The sequence below is a fragment of the Bradyrhizobium sp. CCBAU 53351 genome, assembly GCF_015291745.1.
In the GTDB taxonomy this organism is placed as follows: Bacteria; Pseudomonadota; Alphaproteobacteria; order Rhizobiales; family Xanthobacteraceae; genus Bradyrhizobium.
This window is the reverse complement of sequence record NZ_CP030059.1, coordinates 1,331,439-1,352,027: the sequence shown is the minus strand read 5'-3', so window position 1 is coordinate 1,352,027 and position 20,589 is coordinate 1,331,439. Positions and strand designations below refer to the sequence as shown.

The following is a 20,589-nucleotide window of genomic DNA, read 5'->3' as shown; positions in this document are numbered from 1 at the left end:
GCTCAGCCCTCGACGACGGGACGGCGCACGGGTTTGCCCGGCCGCGCGGCGACATCGAGAATGCCGTCGCTGATCAGCGGCTGGCCGCTGACGACCAGATGCCGCACGCCTTCGGACGGGCGGTTCATCGCCGTGAAGGTCGCACGGTCCGAGAGCTTTTCGTAATCGAACACCACGATATCGGCATCGGCGTCCTTAGCAAGCCTGCCCTTGGCGCGCATCGCGGGCGTGCTCTGCGACAGGATTTCCGCCGGGATCAGCGCACATTTGCGCACGCCTTCCAGCAGCGAGACGGTCTTGCGCTCGCGCACCCATTCGCGGATGAATTTCGTGAAGCAGCCCGCCGAGCGCGGATGCGAGGTGGCATCGTCGGGCAGCGGCCAGGCGTCGCCGGTGTAGGTCTTGCCGTCCGACGTCGTCCACGGCATCGCGTCGGAGGCGATCGCGCCGCCGGGATACAGCACCGACATGTCGAGCAGGTCGCGGTGATGCGCGTTGTGCTCGGTGTCGAGGATGTGCCAAAGCACCAGCGAGGACGGCTCTTCCGCCTGCGCCTTCAACAGCTCCTCGCGGTCGTGGAAGCGATAGCCGTCGGTGACGCGCTGCACGGAATCGTAACCGGTGCCGTTGCGCTCGACGAATTCGGGGTCGCTGAAGAAGGCGGCGGCCAGCACGGTCGAGCCGGTGCCGTAGGGGTAGGCTTCGACCGTGATCGGCAGGCCCTGTGCTTGCGCTTTCGCGATCAGCACGCGGCAGCGTTCGACATCGGTCTTGCTCGACGAGTTGAAATGGCAGATGTGCATGTGCGCGCCGGTCGCGCCGGCATAGCCGATCAGGCGGATATAGGCTTCCACCGCGCTTTCGGGGTCGATCCGCGACATGAAGGCGACATGGGTGAAGGTCGGCACGTCCTTGGCTGCGGCGAGCTGGCAGACCGCGGTCAGCTCCTGCACGCCGGCGCCCGGCGCGTAAGCATTGAGAATGCCGATGCCGATACCGCCTTCGTTCAGCCCGCGCGAAAGACGTTCGAGAATGCCCGAGACCTCGGCGTCGGTCGCGACATTGTCCATCCAGCGGCGGTCGCGCATGGCGTTGCCGAACGCCTCCAGCGAGCTCTCGGCGTTGGAGCCCGTCATCGCGCCGATGCGCGCGAACGCCCAGTTGGTGGCGGCGCCGTAATTCAGCACGCGGCCTTTTCTCGCCTGGCGCTCGTACCAGGACCCGACCGGCAGCACGCCGGCCTCGAGATCGAGCGTGGTCGTGACGCCGTCGAACGCCTGCATGCGGTCGGCGGGAATCGACTGGCCGTGCGCGTGCAGATCGATGAAGCCGGGGGCAACCACGAGCCCGGTGGCGTCGATCACCCGCTCGGCGCCGCCGAGCGACGAGCCGACCGCGGCAATCTTGCCATCCACCACCGCCACGTCGCCGATCGCATCCATCCCGCTCGCGGGATCCACCACCCGGCCGCCAGAGATCACCAAGCCGCTCATATCGTCACTCCCTCCACCTCGAAATCGCATCAAGGCAGATTCCGGAAGCGACCACCACCTCCACTGAAGCCGACGCAGCATGCTCATAGGGAAGATCATCCGGCGGGCAGATCGCGGACAAGCGCGCGCATCCTCGCGGCATGATTTACCCGAGTGATGCTTTTCTTCTCACCCTCTCGAAGGAAAGGGCGCAGGGAAGGCCGGGCGCCGCCTGGCACCCGTAAAGACCCCCGTGCTGAACAGATGCGCACGCAATGCCCAGGGGAGACACAGGGCAGCCGAAACCAGGCCTTCCCTGCGCGATGGTTTGACGGCCTATGCCGCGCTCTCCCGGGAGCCGACCTTTCCTTTGGCCTCCCTCGCCCCGCGAATTGGATGATGCAGTCTGCCCGGTCGGGCTCGCTGGCATCTCCGCAAGAGGCTTGACCGTAGCAACGACGGCCAGGACCACGCGGTTTCGCCGTACGCGAGAGGCGCCGTTCGTCTTTGCGGGTCACGCATGCTCACGAGGTGATCTCGCCCTGCACGCGCTAGCTCCGCCTTTAAGGCCGCCCGCGTCCATCGCAACTCCCAGCCCGCGCTCGAAACGACGTACGACCGCCCCTTTGGTGGGCTGGGATGGCCGACAAGTACGATAAATCCGAATTTCGGTAAAGTGGAATATTTTTGGCGAAAGGGGTTGACAATGGCCCTGGGTGTTTTGCTCGCGGCGAAACTCGGCTCTACTCCCACATTGAACGTAGGAGGAAGAGATCAGCATCGAGGACTAGACGGCCCTCTCTTTCGCCATCGCGTGGAAGGCTGGCGATGGTTTCGCCGGGACCTCAACCTATTCTGCGCGCCGCCGTCATCTCGCCCCCATTGTCATTCAGGGAGCTGACGGGGCAGCGCAATCGGGGGCAAAGTTCCAAGGTTCCCAGTGATAGGCCGAAATCCACTTCAAGCAAATTCATCGATGTCGCGTCGAGCTCTGCTCGGCGGGCTCATGTCGGCCGGCAGCGCGCTCGCGCTCGGCGGATGCGCCGGGCTGGGTGCGACAGGCGCGCGCTATGACGCATCGTCGCTCTCGGTCGATCCCACAGTTCTCGTCGCCACCACGCGCAAGCCCGTGAGCGGCGGTCGCGCAAAACCCTGGTTCGGGCCGGAGCGTGCGACGCGCATGACGATCGCGCGCGCCAGGCTGGTGGCGCCGGACGAGAGCCGCCTTTCTCTCGCCTCGGTCGGAATCGGCGACTGGCGCCTCGACCGGCTCGAGCCGGTGTCGGCCGATGCCGGCGATCTCGCTGCCGAGGCCGGCGGAGGGGACGTGCTGATCTATGTGCACGGCTTCAAGCAGACATTCGAGACGGCCGTATTGGACGCCGCCCATCTCTCGGAACGGATCCGGTTCCGCGGACGGACAATCGCGTTCTCATGGCCGTCCAGGGACGGACTGTTCGACTACGCCTATGACCGCGACAGCGCGATGTGGTCGCGCGACGAATTTGAGCGCGTGCTCTCCGCCCTGGTGTCGGCACCCGGGGCGGGGCGCGTGCACATCGTCGCGCACAGCATGGGAACGATGCTAACGCTCGAAAGCCTGCGTCAGCTCTATGCGAAATACGGCGACACCGTCACGGGCAAGATCGGCGCCGTGGTGTTTGCCGCGCCCGACATCGACATGGACGTGTTCTCGTCGGCGGTCCAGCGCATCGGCCCGCTCGCCGGCAAGATCACCGTGATCGCCTCGACCAACGATCGCGCCTTGGCGCTGTCTGGGCAGCTCGCCGGCGGCATGACACGGGTCGGCGCAGCCGAGAAGGCCGCCATCGCCCGGCTCGGCGTGCGCGTGGTCGATGCGTCGGCGGAAGGCTGGGGCATCGTCAACCACGACCTGTTCCTGTCGAATGCGGATGTGCAGAAGGTGATCCGGCGGTCGATTGATGGGACGACGGCGTGAAGAGGGCGCGTGCTCGGCCTCGGTCCACGCAGATCAAACGCCGAGTCATTTGGCTACACCCCGGATGGCAATACGTCCGCAGGGATAAATCCATCGATGACCTCGCCGGGACAGAAGAGAAAGGCCGACTTGCTGAGCGAGTTAAAGAGCTTGGGTCCTCCGAAAGGATCCGCTCGCTGGTCCATGGTGGATCGATAGCAAGCAAAGCCCCTCCATGCAGATACTAGCTTCCTTTTAATAACTCGAGCAACAACGCCTCGGTGGCCCTGGCGGCTACAGACGATCCGTAGTGGTGTAGATCATCGTCCTTGTCTGAATCAGCTAGATCAACGACACACTTAGCCGAGAAATAGTGCTGCAATCCTGCGGGAGCCTCATGAGCAACAAAGTATAACCCGAACGTCTCCATGTCCAACGCGGCCACCTTTCGGTGCTGCTTTTCGATATGTTCTAGTCTCTTTGCGTCCGCCATTACTGCCGAGCCAGTCACAAATGGAGCCAAGGTCGGCTTCGATTGCAAAGAGGGTCTCCGGTGGCCTGCATCAATGCGAGACTCGAGCTGCTGCACAAAGCCATCTCTCGAAAATACATGATCAATGATTGCCCGTGTTTGGGACTTTAGCGGAATCTGAGTCGGCGCGATTTCAAAACCATTCTTGGACCATTTTCCAGCCTGATACTCCCAAGCCGGAGAGCCAACAACTATCTGACCTAAGTTTACTTCCTTGCTGAAGCCTGCACAGATGCCACTCATGCAAAGGACTTTTACGCGGAACACATTCAAAGCCCATGCAGTCTCGTAAGTTGAAGCAACCAGTCCCATTTGACTAAGACGAACTATTCCGCCGAAGTACTCACGTTCTCCCGGAAGTCGAACATAATGGACATTCAGCCCGCCGACCACAACTTCGGAAATCTTGTTTAAGCTTGTGAACTCAAATCCCTGTCTCTCCTCTTCGAGGGCGCAGATAACAAGAAAATCCAGATCCGTCCTTGGATCACCTTTTGCGCTAACATTCTCAAGAACACGCAATAGCGCGCGGCTCCAAGCACCTTTATCATCAAAAGTTGTAATTAGAACTCCCAGCTCATCAAACTTATCTCGATAAGCTGCCACTTCTTCAGGAAACGCCGATATACCAATAACCGACGTTGTCCGATTCTTGCCTTCCACGGAACGCAACTGCCGAAGTAATTCGAGGCCTGCACGACTATCGGCGGCTCCGTCGGGCAGATAAGGAAGCATCAAATCGAGAATAATGAGATCGAATGAGATCTCACCAAGAACGCGCATTGCGTTCGACAAGGTATTCGCAACGGTTATTCCCCGCTCCCGCACCCCACCTAAAGACGATTCAATGGCCGTGACAATCGCCGCCGTCTTAGCCGCATCATCATCGACAACCAAAACTCTCATCGACCATCCTCCCGCGTCTCTATGGCCAACTGACGGAGATGCTCACGAAGAGGCGCCCGCCAGTTATCGCGATCAAACTCATAGAGCAAGCAAGCCCTAACGTTCACGCCGAACCGGGTGCGTAACGCCTTGGCTGCGGTTGACAGAGGTATATCGCTTCCGTCCAACTCAATATCTGGATATTGAGTTACAACGATAAAGGGGGACAAGTGTTGAAGCCGCCGCGCCAAACGGAGCACCTCGAGTCCGCCTTGACCTTGTGGAGAACCGCCTCCTCCCGGACCAGACATCTCAAAGGTCGGCAGCGACATATCCAGAACAACTAATGCGAATGTCTCACTGTTGATCGCCTTCATGGCAGACGTTACGGACATGGCGCGAAGCACTTCCGCCTCTGCAAGCGATTCTTCGAGAACCTTTAGAATGTCCGTTGCCTTGAATTCGTCATCCTCAACTAACAAGACCTTCATTTAGCCTCGCATTCTTGTAACCGTAATCTCAGATGGGAGGATTAGTGAAAAATTGATCTTGAGGCTCTCTTCATCGCCGGTCACCTGAAGCTGTACATCGGGAGATCGAACGCGTCTCATGACTCCGGCCAACTTCATCAAGCCGCTGAATCCCTCTTGGACAGCTGCCTGTGCAATCGCCTGATAATCATTGGTGAGTGCAGTATCAATTCTAGCGCGAGCGTCTAGATACCGCTCCCTACTATCTACTTCAGAGGTAATATCGAGCTTAACGACATTCTTTTTCCCGGGTAAAATCTGCGCATCAACATGTATGTTTCCGTCTCGCTTCCCATGCCTAGCCGCATTTCCGAGTAACACGAACAAAGCGTCTCCAAAGACATCGAAACTTCCTCGGTTCAGTGAAATGTCGTCGGAAACCACTACATCTTCTGTAAACGCGTATTCGTAGTCCAACTCTCTAACAATAGAGAGTGTCGTAGAGATAAGCATCTTAAGGTTGTAGCGATCGCGCCGGAAGACAGGTCGAATAAACCATCCACACACCTCCTGCACTCTAGCCTCAAGGGTGTCTCGACATTCGTGTAGATATGGAAAGACTAAAGCTCTGTCAGCGGAGGAAAGATGCTCGTACAGTTCAGAAAGCTTGCGGGTCGCCGCAGGCGCAAACTCTCTCAACATGTACAAGCGCAATTGGGCCAAGTCTGACTCTAAGCAATCCCAACAGAACGAATAGATATCGGGAAAGATATCATATGAACCACCCGTCTCGATGACCCTTCCTCGAACTCTGGCTATCATCGCGTCTAGGTGCTGGATATTTCCAGCAGTACGCCATTGCGCCTGAATTAATCCCTGCGGGTGTTCGGGGCTTCGAATTTGAATCACATCTTTTCGAGCGTGATCAAGTTCAGAACTCAAGAATTCACGAAACTCCTGCGCAAATACCAAAGCTCCCGAGTGATCGCTCGAGTCGTGAGCTCGGCCATGAAGCTTCACGTGATCCGTCAATTGCCCCAACACCCGGGTTATTGGAGTCATGACGTGACCGTTCAGAGTGCCATGTCGTATCCGGCGGCTTAGATATGCGTCTAAACCAAATGTGCGATCCGATACAAATGCCTTCAATGTCGCGTCTACGATTGCGACGAGCAGAAATTCTGAGCCTATTTGTGTTTCTGCTGTAAAGTCATCAACTGCTTTCTCTACCGTTGAAAAAAAGGTAAGCAAGCTTCCAAAGGAAGTGACAGGCCCCTCTGCTAAAGCAGTCTGCTTGTACCTCGTCACGCTTGTCGCATGCAAAGTTTCGAACCATTCCCTAATCGACTCCTCGTCAACGTGGACTCGCGTGCTATCAAGGTCCGACCTTGCCTCAAGATTAGCCAACTCTCGAACGAGAGCCTCCGACTCCTCTTGCAGATTGTCTGAAGATGGATCTTTACGGTCTATGAGCCAGCGACAGATTGAAAGTCTAGCTTCGAGAACATCCTTTACCGAAGACATCATCATGAACAGTCGCTCGAGAAAGGTTCGCGAGCATGTCTTCGCTAAAAGAGTTGCGGCAGAGGGATTTGCTACGGCGATCTGGCCCAAGACCTCTACTAAAGGTGAATTACCAGCGAAGAGCCTCATGAATGCAAGGCGACGGTCTAATTCGTTGTCTTGCGTTCTGTCCCGTCGGTAAATTAGCTCCCACAATACAAAAGTTAGAAGGAGCGAATTGCACGCCAAATCCGAGTCACGCAACTGCTTCAACGTTCCGCTCGAAGTGAAGAATTGGATATCATCTGTGTCCGCAAGCAGTTCAGCGATTTCGCTCGGATCGCCTTGCGGGTTGCGGCTTAAGCGGCGAACACTTTCGGCAACCACTACCGCCAACAGAAAGGAGCGACGCTCGACGTCCGGATTGTCACCAAGGAAGCCGTTTTCCCAATCGGCTAGGCCTTCGATGATGCGGTTCATTCGAGTTGGATCCGCTGCAATCTGATCCGCGGCATCGCTCAACCGACGACCGTTGGAATCGATATTTACTGGTACTCCTTCGTATCTTTCGGCAAATATCAGACCGTGGAATTCGGAGCGCCACTGAACAACAGAAGCGATATCGTCGAAGAAAAAGCTAGTTCTGTAAATCTCGACATCAGGGAGCCTCGCCTTCCGGCTATACATTCGAGATACTTGGATAGGTTGGGCGGTAAATCGGTCCTCCAGTATGCTCTTTAATGGGCTCGCTAAATTGGAGTAGGCGTCCTGGACGGCTTGCTCCCTTGAATGAATGTTCCGTTTTCGCCAAACCAGAATGGCTAGATCTAGCAGAGAGGTTGCGCTGTATCGCAATAGTGAGCACGACATAGCGGGCGCGCCCTCAATCCGCGTCAGAACTTCGTCTTGCAGAATGCGCGCAAACCAAGGGTGTTCCGCAACTCTCCTCTCTGCGAGCCGGAGCCACCGCTGCACGGCCCGAGTGGGATTGTACGTCGGATCGATCAGGTCATAGACGTAGTGGGCCAAGAGTGCCCAGGCGGTACTTTGTGCGTGCGCAGTTAGAACCTTGTATCTTCGGGACAAGCCAGGAAGGCCACTGCGCTCCAACGCAGCCAAGAGATCTTTCTTAAGAACAATCAGCGAAAGTCCATGACTTTTCTTGTGAGCAGCTAAAGCTGCTTCAACTTCCATCAGTCGTCCTGCGATCAAGTGATCGTTGATGGCCGCCAGGCTTTCGAGCGCGGGCTTCACCCTAGAGGCATGATGGTTGAGACGGGCGACCTGTAGTCCAAGCTCGTTCGCGAGTTTAAGCGGCCTTAGGTGCCCAAATTGCGGATTCGGAGTCTTACTTTCTTCCGTCGGAAACGTATTTCCCAAGCCAGGAAACGGATACGCTCGGTTATCCTCAACTATGCTGAGAATAGCAGAGTAGTCATTTTTTCCCGCTTCTTGCCTGACGGCCTGTATCTGCTTCCAGAATGTTGGTGTTGTGCGTGACCGAAAGGTCTGCTCCTGGCGCATGTTGTAGAACGGTCGCAGGCTGTTTCTCACCCTGCTGATCGCCGACGGCAGTTTTGCGCGCGACACTGAAATCTCTCCGGAAGCCGAAACGAACTTATGATAACTACCATCAAGTGAAGTGACAGCAATTACCACTTTTAGTATGGGGACTTAGAGGAGGAAAGCCTCGATGATCGGGTATTACAGGCCGACCACTCCTCAGAGCGGCTTCCTTACCGAGCATAGAATTTCTGTGCTGAATGCACGGAAGTGATGACTGAGCGATCGGAAGAAGATGTGAGTGTCGGCGCTTCCAAAACAGCGAACATGCAGCTGTTTCCCGGCTAACCCGGCAAGACAAATGGCGCTCCCTAGGGGAATCGAACCCCTGTTTCAGCCTTGAGAGGGCCGCGTCCTAACCGCTAGACGAAGGGAGCGTGAGGGCTAGCCAATAACCTCGAAATTTGTCCGCCGCAAGGACCCCGACGGGCCTTTTACGGCTCATTGGCGAATTTCAGCCGTCCGGCGGGCTTCAGGGTGTGGGCGTCGAAGGTCCTGACCTCGATGACCCCGCCGAGATCCAGGGTGATCACGAGGCGGTCGCCGGCGACCCCGGTCGAGACGATCCTGGCGCCCTTGGGCAGGGTGGCGGTGACGTCGCCGGCGGGTTCGGCCGCCCTTCCCTCCGACTTGAAAAGGCGGTAGCCCACCGCGATCAGCACGGCGCAGATCGCCAGCGCCGTGGTCAACCCCGCGATCAGCATCATCCGCCGCACCCGCGCGAACAGCGCGGCCTGCTCGGGGCTCGGTTCGGGAACAGCGGTATCAGACGTCGTCATGGAAAATTCTGGCTCTGCGCAAAGGTTGGAGGTTGTCGTCGGCGGTGACGAGGGCTCGGCCCGGCTCGACCGCGTGCTGGCGGCGCGCCTCACCGAGCTGTCACGATCGCGGCTGAAAGCCCTGATCCTGGCGGGCGCAGTCCAGCTGAAGGCCGCCGCGGTCCGCGACCCCGCTTATCACGTAAGTCCCGGCGATACGATCACAATCGACGTGCCGGAGGCAGCGCCCGCCGAGCCCAAGGGCGAGGAGATCGCCCTCGACATCGTGTTCGAGGACGACGACATCGTGGTCCTCAACAAGCCGAAGGGGCTGGTGGTGCATCCCGCGGCCGGCCACGAGACCGGCACGCTGGTGAATGCGCTGATCGCCCATTGCGGCGCTTCGCTGTCGGGCATCGGCGGGGTGCGCCGGCCCGGCATCGTGCACCGGCTCGACAAGGACACCACAGGGTTGATGGTGGTCGCCAAGAACGACATGGCCCACGCGTCGCTGTCGGCCCAGTTCGCCGATCACGGCCGCACCGGCGAGATGCGGCGCGGCTACATGGCCTTTGCCTGGGGCGTGCCCGGCCGGCACCGCGGCACCGTCGATGCGCCGATCGACCGCCATCCGCATGCACGCGAGAAGATGGCGGTGCGCCAGGGCGGTCGCGAGGCGGTGACGCATTGGGAGATTCTGGAGAGTTTTAACGGCCGCGACGGCAAGCCGATCGCGACGCTGCTCGCCTGCGAGCTCGAGACCGGGCGCACCCACCAGATCCGCGTCCACCTCGCCCATATCGGCCATCCCCTGATGGGGGATGCCGTCTATGGCCCGCATTTCAAGACCAAGGCGAACCAGCTCGGCCCCGAGTCGCAAGCCGCCCTGACCGCGCTGGGGCGGCAGGCCTTGCACGCTTACTTGCTGGTATTGGAGCACCCGAGAACTGGAGAATTACTGCACTGGGAGGCGCCCTTGCCGGAGGATTTGCTTCTCCTTCAGGGCGCCCTGAAAGCGGCGCTATGACGCAGAGGCTTTAAGAAAAGCGTTACATTACAAAAGATTATAGCTGCCACACGGGGACGTGACGTCAGCAATCCTTCCCTTTTTGCCCCCCCATGGGGTATATTGCGCCTGCGTTGGAAATGACCGACGCGGAACATCGCAGCCCGACCGGCTTTGACACAGCGGTCGTCTGCCTGGCCCGCCGCTATCGGGGGCCTGAACCTTTGGAGGGCGCACTATGGCCCGTACCGCTGCTTTGCCGGTCCTCAATGGAGAATCCGGCCTATCTCGCTACCTCGCCGAGATCCGCAAATTCCCGATGCTGGAACCCCAGCAGGAATACATGCTCGCCAAGCGTTGGCGCGAGCATGACGATCGCGACGCGGCGCACCAACTCGTCACCAGCCATCTCCGGCTCGTCGCCAAGATCGCCATGGGCTATCGCGGCTACGGCTTGCCGATCTCCGAGGTCGTCTCGGAAGGCAATGTCGGCCTGATGCAGGCGGTGAAGCGTTTCGAACCCGAGAAGGGATTCCGTCTCGCCACCTACGCCATGTGGTGGATCAAGGCGTCGATTCAAGAGTACATCCTGCGTTCCTGGTCGCTCGTGAAAATGGGCACCACCGCGAACCAGAAGAAGCTGTTCTTCAACCTGCGCAAGGCGAAGAGCAAGATCAACGCACTGGACGAAGGCGATCTGCGTCCCGACCAGGTGAAGATCATTGCCAAGCGCCTCGGCGTCACCGATCAGGACGTGATCGACATGAACCGCCGCCTCGGTGGCGACGCGTCGCTCAACGCACCGATCCGCGACGACGGCGAGGCCGGCGAATGGCAAGACTGGCTGGTCGACAACACGCCCAACCAGGAAGCCATGATGGCGGAGCACGAGGAGTATGATCATCGCCGTGACGCGCTGAACGGCGCCATGGGCGTGCTCAACCCGCGCGAACGCCGCATCTTCGAGGCGCGCCGCCTCGCCGATGAGCCGATGACGCTGGAAGACCTTGCCGCCGAGTTCGGCGTGTCGCGCGAGCGCGTCCGCCAGATCGAGGTCCGCGCCTTCGAGAAGGTGCAGTCCGCGGTCAAGGGCACGATCGCAAGAGCCGAACAGGCCGCGCTGGAAGCCGCGCACTGAGCGGGGCTTCGCCGCGAAGAGAGATTGGCGGATCGAAAGAGACAGAAAGCCGGCGGCGACGCCGGCTTTTTTGTTTGTCTGGTGCAAAGCGCGACCCGACGCCCGCGATCACAGCGGTGATTGTGCTGGAGTGCGAGACATCACAGTCGCCTCCCCTCGTCCGACGTAGCATCAAACCCGGACTTGACCCGCGCTGCCGGTCGACCGGCCGACGGCATCGCTAGGACGGACGCCATGTCGATCATTCTGCAATCCACCGTCGGCGGTTTCTCAACGCAGTTCATGCGCAGGCTGCCGCTGGTCGAGCAGGCGATGCGCGAGCACGGATTGGAGCCGTCCGAATTCGTGATCTCCAAGGACTATGCAAGCACGGCGACGATCCCCATCATGGGCCCGTTCTTCTATGCCTACAGCGTGTTCTTCGGCGAGGAGACATTCACCGTCACCGAGCCGAACGACATGGTGTTCCTGGACTATTTCTACAAACGCGTGCTGGCCGCGGACGAGCCGCCGGAATTGCCGGGGCGGCCGGGACCGATGCAACGGTTCTTCCGCTGGATGTCGCAGCCGGTGTGACGCCGGCCGTCTACTCTCCCCACATCCGCGCCAGGGTTGCGAGCCAGCAGCCTTCGCAATAGCGCGCGTCCTTGTAGTCGATCCAGTTGTGCGCATAGACGTGATCAAGCGGGATGTCGTAGCGCGTGCGCAGCACCTTGACGAGGATCTGCCACGCCGCGACCTGCGCCTCGGTCGGGCCCGTCGTCACGTCGGGATAATTGCCGGCGAATTCGACGCCGATCGAATTGTCGCGCACGACCTGGCGGTAGGTCGGGCGATTGTCGATGTACTTGTTGTCGTTGCGGTTGGCGCCGTCGCCATGGGTCGGCACCAAGTTCTCCGCGACCGCCCAATAGACCGTGCCGTCGGTCTCGACCCACACCGTGACGCCGCGGCGCGTCGGCGCCTTTGCCTGCGCCTGCGCGCCGCCGCGCGCCGAGCCTGCGGGTCCTTCGGTCTGGTGCACGATGATGTTGCGCCAGGGCCTTGCGTTGGCGACGTCGCCCCATGGTGCGAGCCAAACGATCTTCAGGCCGGGAATCTCGGGCGTGCCGGAGGCGCGCGCCAGCTTGGCGAGTTCGGCATCCTCGGCGATGGCGGGGACGATTAAGAGAAGAGCGGCCAGGGCGGCTGCGAGCAGGCGGGCAATCATCAGGCGGGATCCAATCACGGACCCCCGATGTAGCACGGCCTTACGCGAAGGTGCGCTGGCTGTGGTCCGGGCCGATCGCTGCGGGCGACAGCGGAGGCACCGGGTCGTAGACGGCAAAGTCGTTCTTGCCGTTCTTCTTGGCGGCATAGAGGGCGTGGTCGGCATTGGCCATCAGGCGGTCCGGGAATGCGCCGATGCCGCGATCCCACTGCGCGACGCCGATCGAGATCGCGATCGGGATGTCGCTGCCGGTGCAGGCCTCGGCATCCTGGCGGCAGACCTCGAGCACGCGGCGGGCGATCGCGGCGGCCTCGCGCAAGGACGAGGACGGCAGCACGACGCAGAACTCGTCGCCGCCGGTGCGGGCGAGCATATCGCCGGGCCGCAGGCGCGTCTGCGCCATCAGCGTGAAGTGCTTCAGGCAGGCATCGCCGGCGGCATGGCCGTGGGTGTCGTTGATGGTCTTGAAGCCGTCGAGATCGATCACCAGCAGCGAGAACGGCGCGCCGCTGCGCTCGGAGCGGGCGCATTCCTCGGTCAGCCGCTGCAACAGATGCCGCCGGTTGGCGACGCCGGTGAGATCATCGAGCAGCGCGAGGTCGGCGACCTCGCCCCGCAGCCGGTCCATCGCCATCAGCAGGAAGCCGAAATTGAGCGTCATCGACAGGAACAGCAGCCCCAGCACCATGACGGCATGGGTCTGGCCGCCGGCCTTCGCCGACAGATCGTGGCCGAGCAGGTTGCCCACCGTGCGGGCCACGAGAATCGCGATGATTGTGAGAATGACGATGCCGGACAGCCGTGCGCCCGGGCTGGCGCGGCCTTCGGGCGGCCACAGCAGCAGGCGCAGCGCCAGCACCAGCGGCAAGGCTTGACCCAGCGTGTAGCTGAGCATGCGCAGCTGCATGTGCTCGAAGCCGACCATGAAGACCACGACACCGGCAAGGCTCAGGCATCCCGCAACCGTCATGAGGCGCCAAGAGACCGGCCGGTCATAGAAGCGCTGAATGCCCATGGCGGCGAAGCAGCTCGCGGCGATGACGCCGGCGGCGCCGAGCAGCAGCGGCAAGGGCGAGGCGACGAACAGGCGGACCAGCGCCGTCATTGCACCGGTGGCGCCGACGAAGGACGATGCCATCCAGAACCGCGCGGCGGCGAATTTCGGATAGGACCGCGTCACGTAGGCCCAGATCACGCCGAGCGCCAGGAAGTTGACGACGAAGACGGTCCACAATGTCGGGACGTTCAGCATGACGCGTGCAGCACGCGCAGCGTCCCGCCTCCCGTCCCTGGCAACCGTCCGTCCATGACCCATCCCCGTTTTCTTGCGGTGATCATGCGCGCGACGCGCTTAATGGAGTCTCACTGCGACCTTCGAAAGTTCCGCCTTTGGTTTTGGATTCATGAATGCCGGGGCCGTTGGCGGATCGTTAAGTCTGTCGCGGGCGATGGCATCGCCGACAGGGCGATGCGGATTCGCGGACCAAAATCACCTGAAAATGCATCTGAGCTGTGGATAACGCGATGACACGTATGTGACAGTGCGGGGCAGAGCGCTGCGAATCTGCTGAGTTTGTCGTCGAGGATGTTGCGAGGCTGGCCCTCCGCCTAGCATCCCTCGTGTCGCGTTTCACCATTAACCCTGAAGAGGATCCTATGGCTAAGAAAGCGAAGAAGGCGACGAAGAAGAAGGCGAAAAAGGCCAAGAAGGCGAAGAAGAAGTAACGAGGCTTGTTCTTTGCCCGGGTGGAGCCTCGCTCCGCCCGGGCGTCGGGTAAGAGGTGGCGGGCGCGAGGCCCGCTTTTTTATTGGCCGGAGAAGACTACCGCTCCGCAAACGCCAGCTTGGCGCCGAGCGCGGCGAAGCCGGCCGCAAAGCTGCGGCGCAGCCAGGCCATGACGCGCGGGCGGGAGATGACGTGCTCGCGCACCGAGGCGGCGCACAGGCCGTAGACGGCGAACACCGCGAAGGTCATCGCCATGAAGGCGCCGCTCAATTCCAGCATGCGCGCCAGCACATGGGCCTCGTCCACGGCGATGAACTGCGGCAGGAAGGCGAGGAAGAAGATCGACAGCTTCGGATTGAGGATGTTGATCAGGAAGCCTGTCACGATGACGCGGCCACTCGAACGCTCGCTGATGTCACCCTCGACCGAAAGCGCCCCGCTCTCGCGCAGCGCCTGCCAGGACATGTAGAGCAGATAGGCGACCCCGCCCCATTTCAGCGCGGCAAAGGCGAGCGCGCTGGTGTGGAGCACCGCGGCGAGCCCCAGCATCGCGGCACACATATGCGGCACGATCCCGAGCGTGCAGCCGAAGGCGGCGGCGAGGCTGGCGCGCGAGCCGCGCGTCAGCGCGGCGGCCAGCGTGTAGAGGACGCCAGTGCCGGGCGAGGCGACGACGATGAGCGAGGTGAGCAGGAAGGACCAGGACATGGGCGGACGCTATCACCGCCCATCGCGGCAGGGAAGTCACGCCTCAGCAGGGCCTTCAGTCTCTCTCCATCACCCCCGCGCAACGGCGAAGCGAGGCCTCACGACAGCTGTGCGATCTCGGCTTCGCGCAGCACGTCGAGCGGCGCCCAGGGCTTGGCCCAGAATTTTGCGCCCTCGGGCAAAGGCTGCATCAACGGTCGGCCGGAGGTGACCACGACGTCGAGGCCGGGATTGCGATCCTTGGCGACATGAGCGAGCTCGACCCCGTTCATGCGGCCGGCCAATTGCACGTCGGTCAACATCAGGCAAAGCGCGCCGGCGCTCTTCTCGAGCACGAGCTCGGCGGCCTCGGCGCTTTCGCACTGGATGACCTGGTAGCCGCTCTCTTCGAGCAGGAGGCACAACATCTCACGCTGCATGACATCGTCTTCCACGATCAGCGCGGTGGCACGAAATGGTTGCGCTTGTCCCATCTGCGTCTCCAATGCTCGCTTGCGTAACGTACGTTAAGGAGCAAATTCCCATGTGGTTCGGTTCCATTCTGAAAAAATGTAAAGCATAGTTCCATCGATCGGGCCTTGACGGGGGACATCATGACAGCGATTCGCGGCGCGGCCGCCATTACGGGAGCGGCCAGTGGCATCGGCCGGGCGCTGGCCATCGAGCTGGCGGGGCGCGGCTGCGATCTCGCGCTCGCCGATCGCGACGAGGCCGGGCTGAAGACGCTCGCGGCCGAGATCGGACGAGGCCGCAAGGTCAGCGTGCATCGCGTCGACGTCGGCGAGCCCGCCGACATCGCGCGGTTCGCGAGCGAGGCGACGGCCGCGCATCCGGAGCTCGGCATCGTCGTCAACAATGCGGGCGTGGCGCTGATGGGCTCGTTCGAGGAGATCGACCAGGCGCAGATGGACTGGCTGTTCGACATCAATTTCTGGGGCGTGGTGCACGGCACGCGCGCCTTCCTGCCGCATCTGAAGACGAGGCCTGAGGCGCATATCGTCAACCTCTCCTCGATCTTCGGCATCATCGCGCCGCCGGGACAGTCGGCCTATGCGGCGGCGAAGTTCGCGGTGCGTGGCTTTTCAGAGAGCGTGCGGCATGAGCTCGTGGTTGCAGGAAGCCCCGTGAAGCTGTCGGTCGTGCATCCCGGCGGGGTCGCCACAGCGATCGCGCGCAACTCGCGCACCGGTGTCGGCGTCACCGACAATGCCCGTCGCGCGCAGTCGATCGAGCGGTTCGAGAACGCGGCCAAGACCACGCCGAAGGACGCTGCGCTGCGCATCATCAAGGGCATCGAGAAGAACGAGCCGCGCATCCTGATCGGCAACGACGCCCGCTTCATGGACCTGCTGCAGCGCTTTCGCCCGGGCACCTATTGGGCGCCGTTGCAACGGAAGCTGGAGAAGATGGCGAAGGGGACGTGACGCCGGGGGCGTGACGGCGTCACTGCCCCGCCAGCCGATCGGCGAAATAGCCGATGGTCTTGCGGTAGACCACCGCCCTGTTCCACTCGCGCATCGCTTCGAAATTGGCGGTGCCTTCGCCATAGGGCTGGCCCATCTTGAAGCCGTTGGTGTGGAGCAAATTGGCGGTCGAGGCCAGCACGTCGGGGACGCTGTGGCGGAGGTCGACATGGCCGTCGCCGTCGAAATCGACGCCGTATTTGATGTAGGACGACGGCAGGAACTGGGTCTGGCCGATCTCGCCGGCAAAGGCGCCGATGAGGTCGCGCAGCGGCAGGTCGCCACGCTGCACGATCTTCAAGGCGGCGAGCAGCTCGCCCTGGAACAGATCGGTGCGGCGGCAATCATGCGCAAGCGTCGCCAGCGTGCGGACCACCGGCATCTTGCCGATGTCGCCCTTGCCGAAATCGCTTTCCAGGCCCCAGATCGCGACCAGGATATACCGTGGCACGCCGAACTGCTGCTCGATGCGCGAGAGCAGCGCGGCGTGGCGCTGCAGCAGCGCGCGGCCGCCATTGATGCGGCCCGGGCCGACGCGGGTCGAGACGTACTGCTCAAAGCTCTTGTTGAAGGTGTGGCGCTGGCGGCGGTCGAAGGCGAGCACCGCGCCATCGGGGGTCACGCCGCTGAGCGCCGCGCTGGTCACGCTCGCCGAGACGCCGGCGGCCTGTGCCTCCTGCGCCATGGTGGCGACGAAGCTGTTGAAGTCGCCGCCGCAGCGCGCGGCCTGCGCCGAGCCACCGGCCAGACACAGGACGGACGCGGCGGCGAGAAGCAGTCTCAGCATATGGAAAAATCCCTTGGAGAAAAGCGCGAAGCAGCGCGCGGATCATGCCCGGGAAAGCCGCAAGGGTCAAAGCGCAAAGCCTGAAAGCGCAATGCTTGATCCGCATCAAACTGTCTCACGCCCTTCTTCCTAGATTGCAGGCGACCAGGAAAGCCTCCGAGGAGACGCGTTCATGACCGGAATTACCTTGACCGCCGAGCAGATCCGCAATGCGCCCGCAGCGGTGCGGCAATGGATCGAGCAGGAGGTGATCTCTTCGCTCGGCCTCAGCCCCGCGCGCCTGTGACCATGCCGCCGCAAGCCTCCCATCTCGTCGCCTGCAGCGTGGAGGACGTCGCCGGCGTGCTCGAGCACATCAGGGGCGTGCTGCCAGCGGTCAACGTGCTGCTCGAGCTCGGCCGTCCCGGCATCAGCTTCGGCCAGCCCGCGGTGATGACGTTCCGCCTGATGGACATCCTGCATCACACCCGCCTGCCTGATATCAACGCGGTCATCACGTGCCTCGAGATGATCAACCAGGCGCTGATCGAGGTGAAGAAGGATCCTCTCGTGCGGTTCTGCAGCTTCGACAATGAAGGCCATTGCCTGATCGCGCCGCAGACGCAAGTGAGCATCGCAGCGCTGTGGCAGACCATGATGGAGCGCCAGCAGGCCGCGCAGGAGCGCACGGCCGCCGGCCGGGCCGCGCCGGCCGCGTAGGCAGACGGCAAGTTCCGGCGCAATGGAAGCGGAAACGGTCCGTCGGTTAGAACCGGCAGGGCGGCGCGCGAGACTAACGTCTTGCGCCCCAGCCCCCGCAACCGACAGAGAGTGCCGATGCCCGCACCGCAAACCGTCCCGGGAATGCTCGTCCTTGCCGCCCTGCTCTGCCTGTCCACCATCCCCGCCTCCGCGCAGACGCGCGACGTGGCGGGCGCGCGCGACTATCCCGGCATCGGCCGGTTCGCCGGCAGCGTCGTCACCGGCTATGTGGTGAAGGATTTCGATGCGACGCGGATCCAGGCGGCGGTCTTCAGGGACGGCCAGCCGACCGACGCGCGGCGGCTCGAGGGCCGCATCGTCCGTATCGCCTACCGCACCAACCCCGGTCCCTCGATCCTCGAAGTGTCGCGCAATTTCGAGACGCAGCTTGCCAAAGCGGGCTTCGAGACCCTGCTGGCCTGCGACACCGAAGCCTGCGGCGCCATTCCCTTCACCGAAAGCATCGACACGCTGCCGGTGCCGCAGATGTGGGTCGACGGCTTCAACTATCGCTATTTCGCCGGCCGCAAGGTCGAAGGCGGACGCGAGACCTATGCCAGCGTCATCGTCAGCCAGAACAACCAGGACATCACCGCGCAGGTCACCGTCGCCGAGCTCGGCGCCATCGCGAACAAGATGGTCGACGCCGCCGCGATGGCGAAGGGCCTTGGCGAGACCGGCCACATCGCGCTCTACGGCATCTATTTCGACACCGACAAGGCCGTGCTGAAACCGGAAAGCCGTCCGACGCTGGAGCAGATCGCAAAGCTGCTGGCGAGCCAGCCGCAGCTCAATGTCTTCATCGTCGGCCACACCGACAGCCAGGGCGCCTATGAATACAATCTCGATCTGTCGAAGCGCCGCGCGGAAGCGGTCGCGGCCGAGCTTACGAAGAGCTTCCGGATCGCCCCGCAACGCCTGCGCACCGCCGGTGTCGGCCTGCTGGCACCGGTCGGCCCGAACGCGACGGATGCCGGCCGCGCGCTGAACCGGCGGGTGGAGCTGGTGGCGCCGTAAAGCATTGCGTGCGAGTTTGATGCGGGTCAATATCGCGGTATGCACGACGTGAGAGGGATGGACGCACACATCCTCTCTCGGCGTCATTCCGGGCTCGACAAAGTCTGAGGCAACAGGCCATGCCCGACCATCAGCACAAGCCAACGCGCGCCCTCCTCCGCATCCCCCTGCTCCGCCTGCTCGCCATCAACCTCGCGATCGGCGCCTGCGCCGCCGCGCTTCTCGTCGGCGGGCTGCTCTGGCTCAATCCAGGACATCTGCGCGAGTTGATCTTCGCCGACAGCTCTCCCGGCATCGCGCTCGCGCTGCTGCTGGCCTCCTTCCTCATCACCTTCGGCTCGGCCGCGATGGGCAGCGCGATCATGGCGCAAGGGCGCAAGGAGAATAACGACGAGGGCGGCGGGCACGGATCGCGGCTCGCCGTGCAGGAGGTGGCGCAGCGCCCGCGCATGCAATGAGAACCGCGCGGCGATGGAACTCGCCTCACACGCTGATCACATCATCTGCACGCAGGCGGGAGCATGTGCAGGCCGGCGCACCCGTCCGGCAATGGCGCGCTCCACATGCGCTGCATCGCGCGCCCGCGAAGATGAACAAAGTGGTTTGCCAATCCGAATAATTGCTTCGATGTGGCGACACATCACACATCGTAGCCAACGCATATCTGATGCGCTCGCTGCGACATCGGCATCATCTGATTTGCCTTGCCATCGCAGCGCGCTTTCTATAACATTCTATTTTAGGTTGTCGCCCCGCCAGCCCCGGGCGACACTGAAGACCAAAAATAGACGGCGGGCTTCGGCCCGCCGTTTATTGAGGCGAGCGCCTCTCGATCCCGGGTTTGTGACACGGCGGGTCCGCGGCCACGGCTTCCCACCGCCCCCGGGGCCCTGCGCAAAGTCATTTGACTATGGCGCCTCTATCGACGACAAGCCGCCATGGCCAAGAAACCCGGAACCAATCCCAAAGGCGAATTCGCTTTTTTCAACGTCTTCTATGAAGACGATTCCCAACGCTCCAACCGCCGCGTGCCCTCCGAGCTGCTCGGCGGCCTCGACGGCGACGAACCCGCGCGCGGCTTCATCATGGAGCAGGACCGCGAGATCGCGGAGAAGAGCGGCCGGCCCGCGTTGGAGATCAAGCGGATCGAGCGGGTTGGGGTGAAGAAGAAGTAGGGCGACCCTTTGTTTGAGCATGATCTCATCGGAAAACCGCTTCACACTTTTCCGGATCATGCTCCAGCCGGCGCTCACCAGCGCCCGCACCATCTATTCCAGGCAAACAGCAGATCGGCAAACCGATCGTAGCAGAACCGCGTGACCGGCAGCGCCACGCGATTGCCGAACAGCGCCGCAAGCCACTCCTCCCCCGGCGTTAGCCGCCACAACGCAACCGCGACATCCGCACCGACGATGAGCCGGCCGGCTTCATCGGTCGCCTGCAGACGACGCCTGATGTCGTCGAGCGAGGCGCCGAAATGCGCCAGCGCATCAGGCTGCTCGTTGATGTCCCTGAACTCGACAGTCCCCGCGCGCACCAGCGCCGGCAGCTTGTTGCGCTGCGGGTCGATGCCAGCGTCGCAGACAGGGCAGCGGGTGTTGTAGTAGACGGTGAGACGGGTAGGCATCAGTGGGCCTTTCACGTCGGAAGATTTGTTAGAGAGAGCCAGAT

The 20,589-nt window shown here is 61.9% G+C and carries 20 protein-coding genes and 1 tRNA gene; 9 read left to right on the top strand and 12 right to left on the bottom strand.

Annotated elements, in window-relative coordinates:
• Nucleotides 1-2: 2 nt before the first annotated feature.
• Nucleotides 3-1,493: an amidohydrolase family protein gene (locus XH83_RS06525; protein WP_194406208.1), complete on the bottom strand. Its 1,491-nt coding sequence runs from the start codon at nucleotides 1,491-1,493 to the stop codon at nucleotides 3-5.
• Between the two features lie 955 nt (nucleotides 1,494-2,448).
• Between XH83_RS06525 and XH83_RS06520 the strand changes: the two genes are divergently transcribed.
• Nucleotides 2,449-3,432 carry an alpha/beta hydrolase gene (locus XH83_RS06520; RefSeq protein WP_194406207.1) on the top strand — a complete coding sequence of 328 codons (984 nt, stop codon included), beginning with the start codon at nucleotides 2,449-2,451 and terminating at the stop codon, nucleotides 3,430-3,432.
• A gap of 223 nt (nucleotides 3,433-3,655) precedes the next feature.
• Here the strand turns inward: XH83_RS06520 and XH83_RS06515 are convergent, their stop codons facing one another.
• From XH83_RS06515 to XH83_RS06495, 5 genes are all read right to left on the bottom strand, one after another.
• Nucleotides 3,656-4,849: a hypothetical protein gene (locus XH83_RS06515; protein ID WP_194406206.1), complete on the bottom strand. Its 1,194-nt coding sequence runs from the start codon at nucleotides 4,847-4,849 to the stop codon at nucleotides 3,656-3,658.
• Nucleotides 4,846-5,319 (bottom strand): hypothetical protein, encoded by a 474-nt coding sequence (locus XH83_RS06510; RefSeq protein ID WP_194406205.1) that lies wholly within the window; start codon nucleotides 5,317-5,319, stop codon nucleotides 4,846-4,848. Before XH83_RS06510 ends, XH83_RS06515 begins: the two co-directional genes overlap by 4 nt.
• Nucleotides 5,320-8,391, bottom strand: a complete 3,072-nt coding sequence (locus XH83_RS06505; RefSeq protein ID WP_194406204.1) for a hypothetical protein — start codon at nucleotides 8,389-8,391, stop codon at nucleotides 5,320-5,322.
• Between the two features lie 275 nt (nucleotides 8,392-8,666).
• Nucleotides 8,667-8,741 (bottom strand) — tRNA-Glu (locus tag XH83_RS06500).
• A gap of 57 nt (nucleotides 8,742-8,798) precedes the next feature.
• Nucleotides 8,799-9,143 carry a hypothetical protein gene (locus XH83_RS06495; protein ID WP_194406203.1) on the bottom strand — a complete coding sequence of 115 codons (345 nt, stop codon included), beginning with the start codon at nucleotides 9,141-9,143 and terminating at the stop codon, nucleotides 8,799-8,801.
• Here XH83_RS06495 and XH83_RS06490 point away from each other — a divergent pair.
• The 3 genes from XH83_RS06490 to XH83_RS06480 all read left to right on the top strand — a co-directional run bounded on the left by XH83_RS06490 (nucleotide 9,142) and on the right by XH83_RS06480 (nucleotide 11,842).
• Nucleotides 9,142-10,149, top strand: coding sequence for an RluA family pseudouridine synthase (locus tag XH83_RS06490; RefSeq protein ID WP_194406202.1), 1,008 nt, complete (start codon nucleotides 9,142-9,144; stop codon nucleotides 10,147-10,149). The two genes, XH83_RS06495 and XH83_RS06490, sit on opposite strands and share 2 nt — an antisense overlap.
• Before the next feature lie 217 nt (nucleotides 10,150-10,366).
• Nucleotides 10,367-11,266, top strand: coding sequence for an RNA polymerase sigma factor RpoH (gene rpoH / locus XH83_RS06485; RefSeq protein WP_100178250.1), 900 nt, complete (start codon nucleotides 10,367-10,369; stop codon nucleotides 11,264-11,266).
• Between the two features lie 234 nt (nucleotides 11,267-11,500).
• Nucleotides 11,501-11,842, top strand: coding sequence for a hypothetical protein (locus XH83_RS06480; RefSeq protein ID WP_194406201.1), 342 nt, complete (start codon nucleotides 11,501-11,503; stop codon nucleotides 11,840-11,842).
• A 10-nt stretch (nucleotides 11,843-11,852) separates the two neighbouring features.
• Here XH83_RS06480 and XH83_RS06475 read toward each other — a convergent pair whose 3' ends face one another.
• From XH83_RS06475 to XH83_RS06460, 4 genes are all read right to left on the bottom strand, one after another.
• Entirely contained in the window at nucleotides 11,853-12,476 is a 624-nt protein-coding gene (locus XH83_RS06475) for an N-acetylmuramoyl-L-alanine amidase (protein WP_194406200.1), read from the bottom strand.
• Between the two features lie 40 nt (nucleotides 12,477-12,516).
• A complete protein-coding gene (locus XH83_RS06470) occupies nucleotides 12,517-13,728 on the bottom strand; it encodes a GGDEF domain-containing protein (RefSeq protein WP_194406199.1) in 1,212 nt (403 codons plus the stop codon).
• A gap of 570 nt (nucleotides 13,729-14,298) precedes the next feature.
• Complete coding sequence (locus XH83_RS06465) at nucleotides 14,299-14,910, bottom strand: LysE family translocator (RefSeq protein WP_194406198.1); 612 nt, start codon at nucleotides 14,908-14,910, stop codon at nucleotides 14,299-14,301.
• Between the two features lie 98 nt (nucleotides 14,911-15,008).
• Nucleotides 15,009-15,383 carry a response regulator gene (locus XH83_RS06460; protein WP_194406197.1) on the bottom strand — a complete coding sequence of 125 codons (375 nt, stop codon included), beginning with the start codon at nucleotides 15,381-15,383 and terminating at the stop codon, nucleotides 15,009-15,011.
• A gap of 120 nt (nucleotides 15,384-15,503) precedes the next feature.
• On the opposite strand from XH83_RS06460, the gene XH83_RS06455 reads away from it, so the two are divergent.
• On the top strand, nucleotides 15,504-16,334 hold the full coding sequence (locus tag XH83_RS06455; RefSeq protein WP_194406196.1) for an SDR family oxidoreductase: 831 nt from the start codon (nucleotides 15,504-15,506) through the stop codon (nucleotides 16,332-16,334).
• A gap of 19 nt (nucleotides 16,335-16,353) precedes the next feature.
• Here XH83_RS06455 and XH83_RS06450 read toward each other — a convergent pair whose 3' ends face one another.
• The gene (locus tag XH83_RS06450) at nucleotides 16,354-17,160 is read right to left on the bottom strand and encodes a lytic transglycosylase domain-containing protein (RefSeq protein WP_194406195.1); all 807 of its coding nucleotides are present in this window, start codon (nucleotides 17,158-17,160) and stop codon (nucleotides 16,354-16,356) included.
• A gap of 288 nt (nucleotides 17,161-17,448) precedes the next feature.
• On the opposite strand from XH83_RS06450, the gene XH83_RS06445 reads away from it, so the two are divergent.
• From XH83_RS06445 to XH83_RS06430, 4 genes are all read left to right on the top strand, one after another.
• Nucleotides 17,449-17,859, top strand: coding sequence for a hypothetical protein (locus XH83_RS06445; RefSeq protein WP_246776421.1), 411 nt, complete (start codon nucleotides 17,449-17,451; stop codon nucleotides 17,857-17,859).
• Between the two features lie 117 nt (nucleotides 17,860-17,976).
• On the top strand, nucleotides 17,977-18,918 hold the full coding sequence (locus tag XH83_RS06440; protein ID WP_194406194.1) for an OmpA family protein: 942 nt from the start codon (nucleotides 17,977-17,979) through the stop codon (nucleotides 18,916-18,918).
• 119 nt (nucleotides 18,919-19,037) lie between these two features.
• Entirely contained in the window at nucleotides 19,038-19,376 is a 339-nt protein-coding gene (locus XH83_RS06435; protein ID WP_194406193.1) for a hypothetical protein, read from the top strand.
• Between the two features lie 480 nt (nucleotides 19,377-19,856).
• The gene (locus XH83_RS06430; RefSeq protein WP_014492112.1) at nucleotides 19,857-20,093 is read left to right on the top strand and encodes a hypothetical protein; all 237 of its coding nucleotides are present in this window, start codon (nucleotides 19,857-19,859) and stop codon (nucleotides 20,091-20,093) included.
• A 74-nt stretch (nucleotides 20,094-20,167) separates the two neighbouring features.
• Here the strand turns inward: XH83_RS06430 and XH83_RS06425 are convergent, their stop codons facing one another.
• Nucleotides 20,168-20,545, bottom strand: a complete 378-nt coding sequence (locus XH83_RS06425) for a DUF393 domain-containing protein (RefSeq protein WP_194406192.1) — start codon at nucleotides 20,543-20,545, stop codon at nucleotides 20,168-20,170.
• Nucleotides 20,546-20,589: the final 44 nt, after the last annotated feature.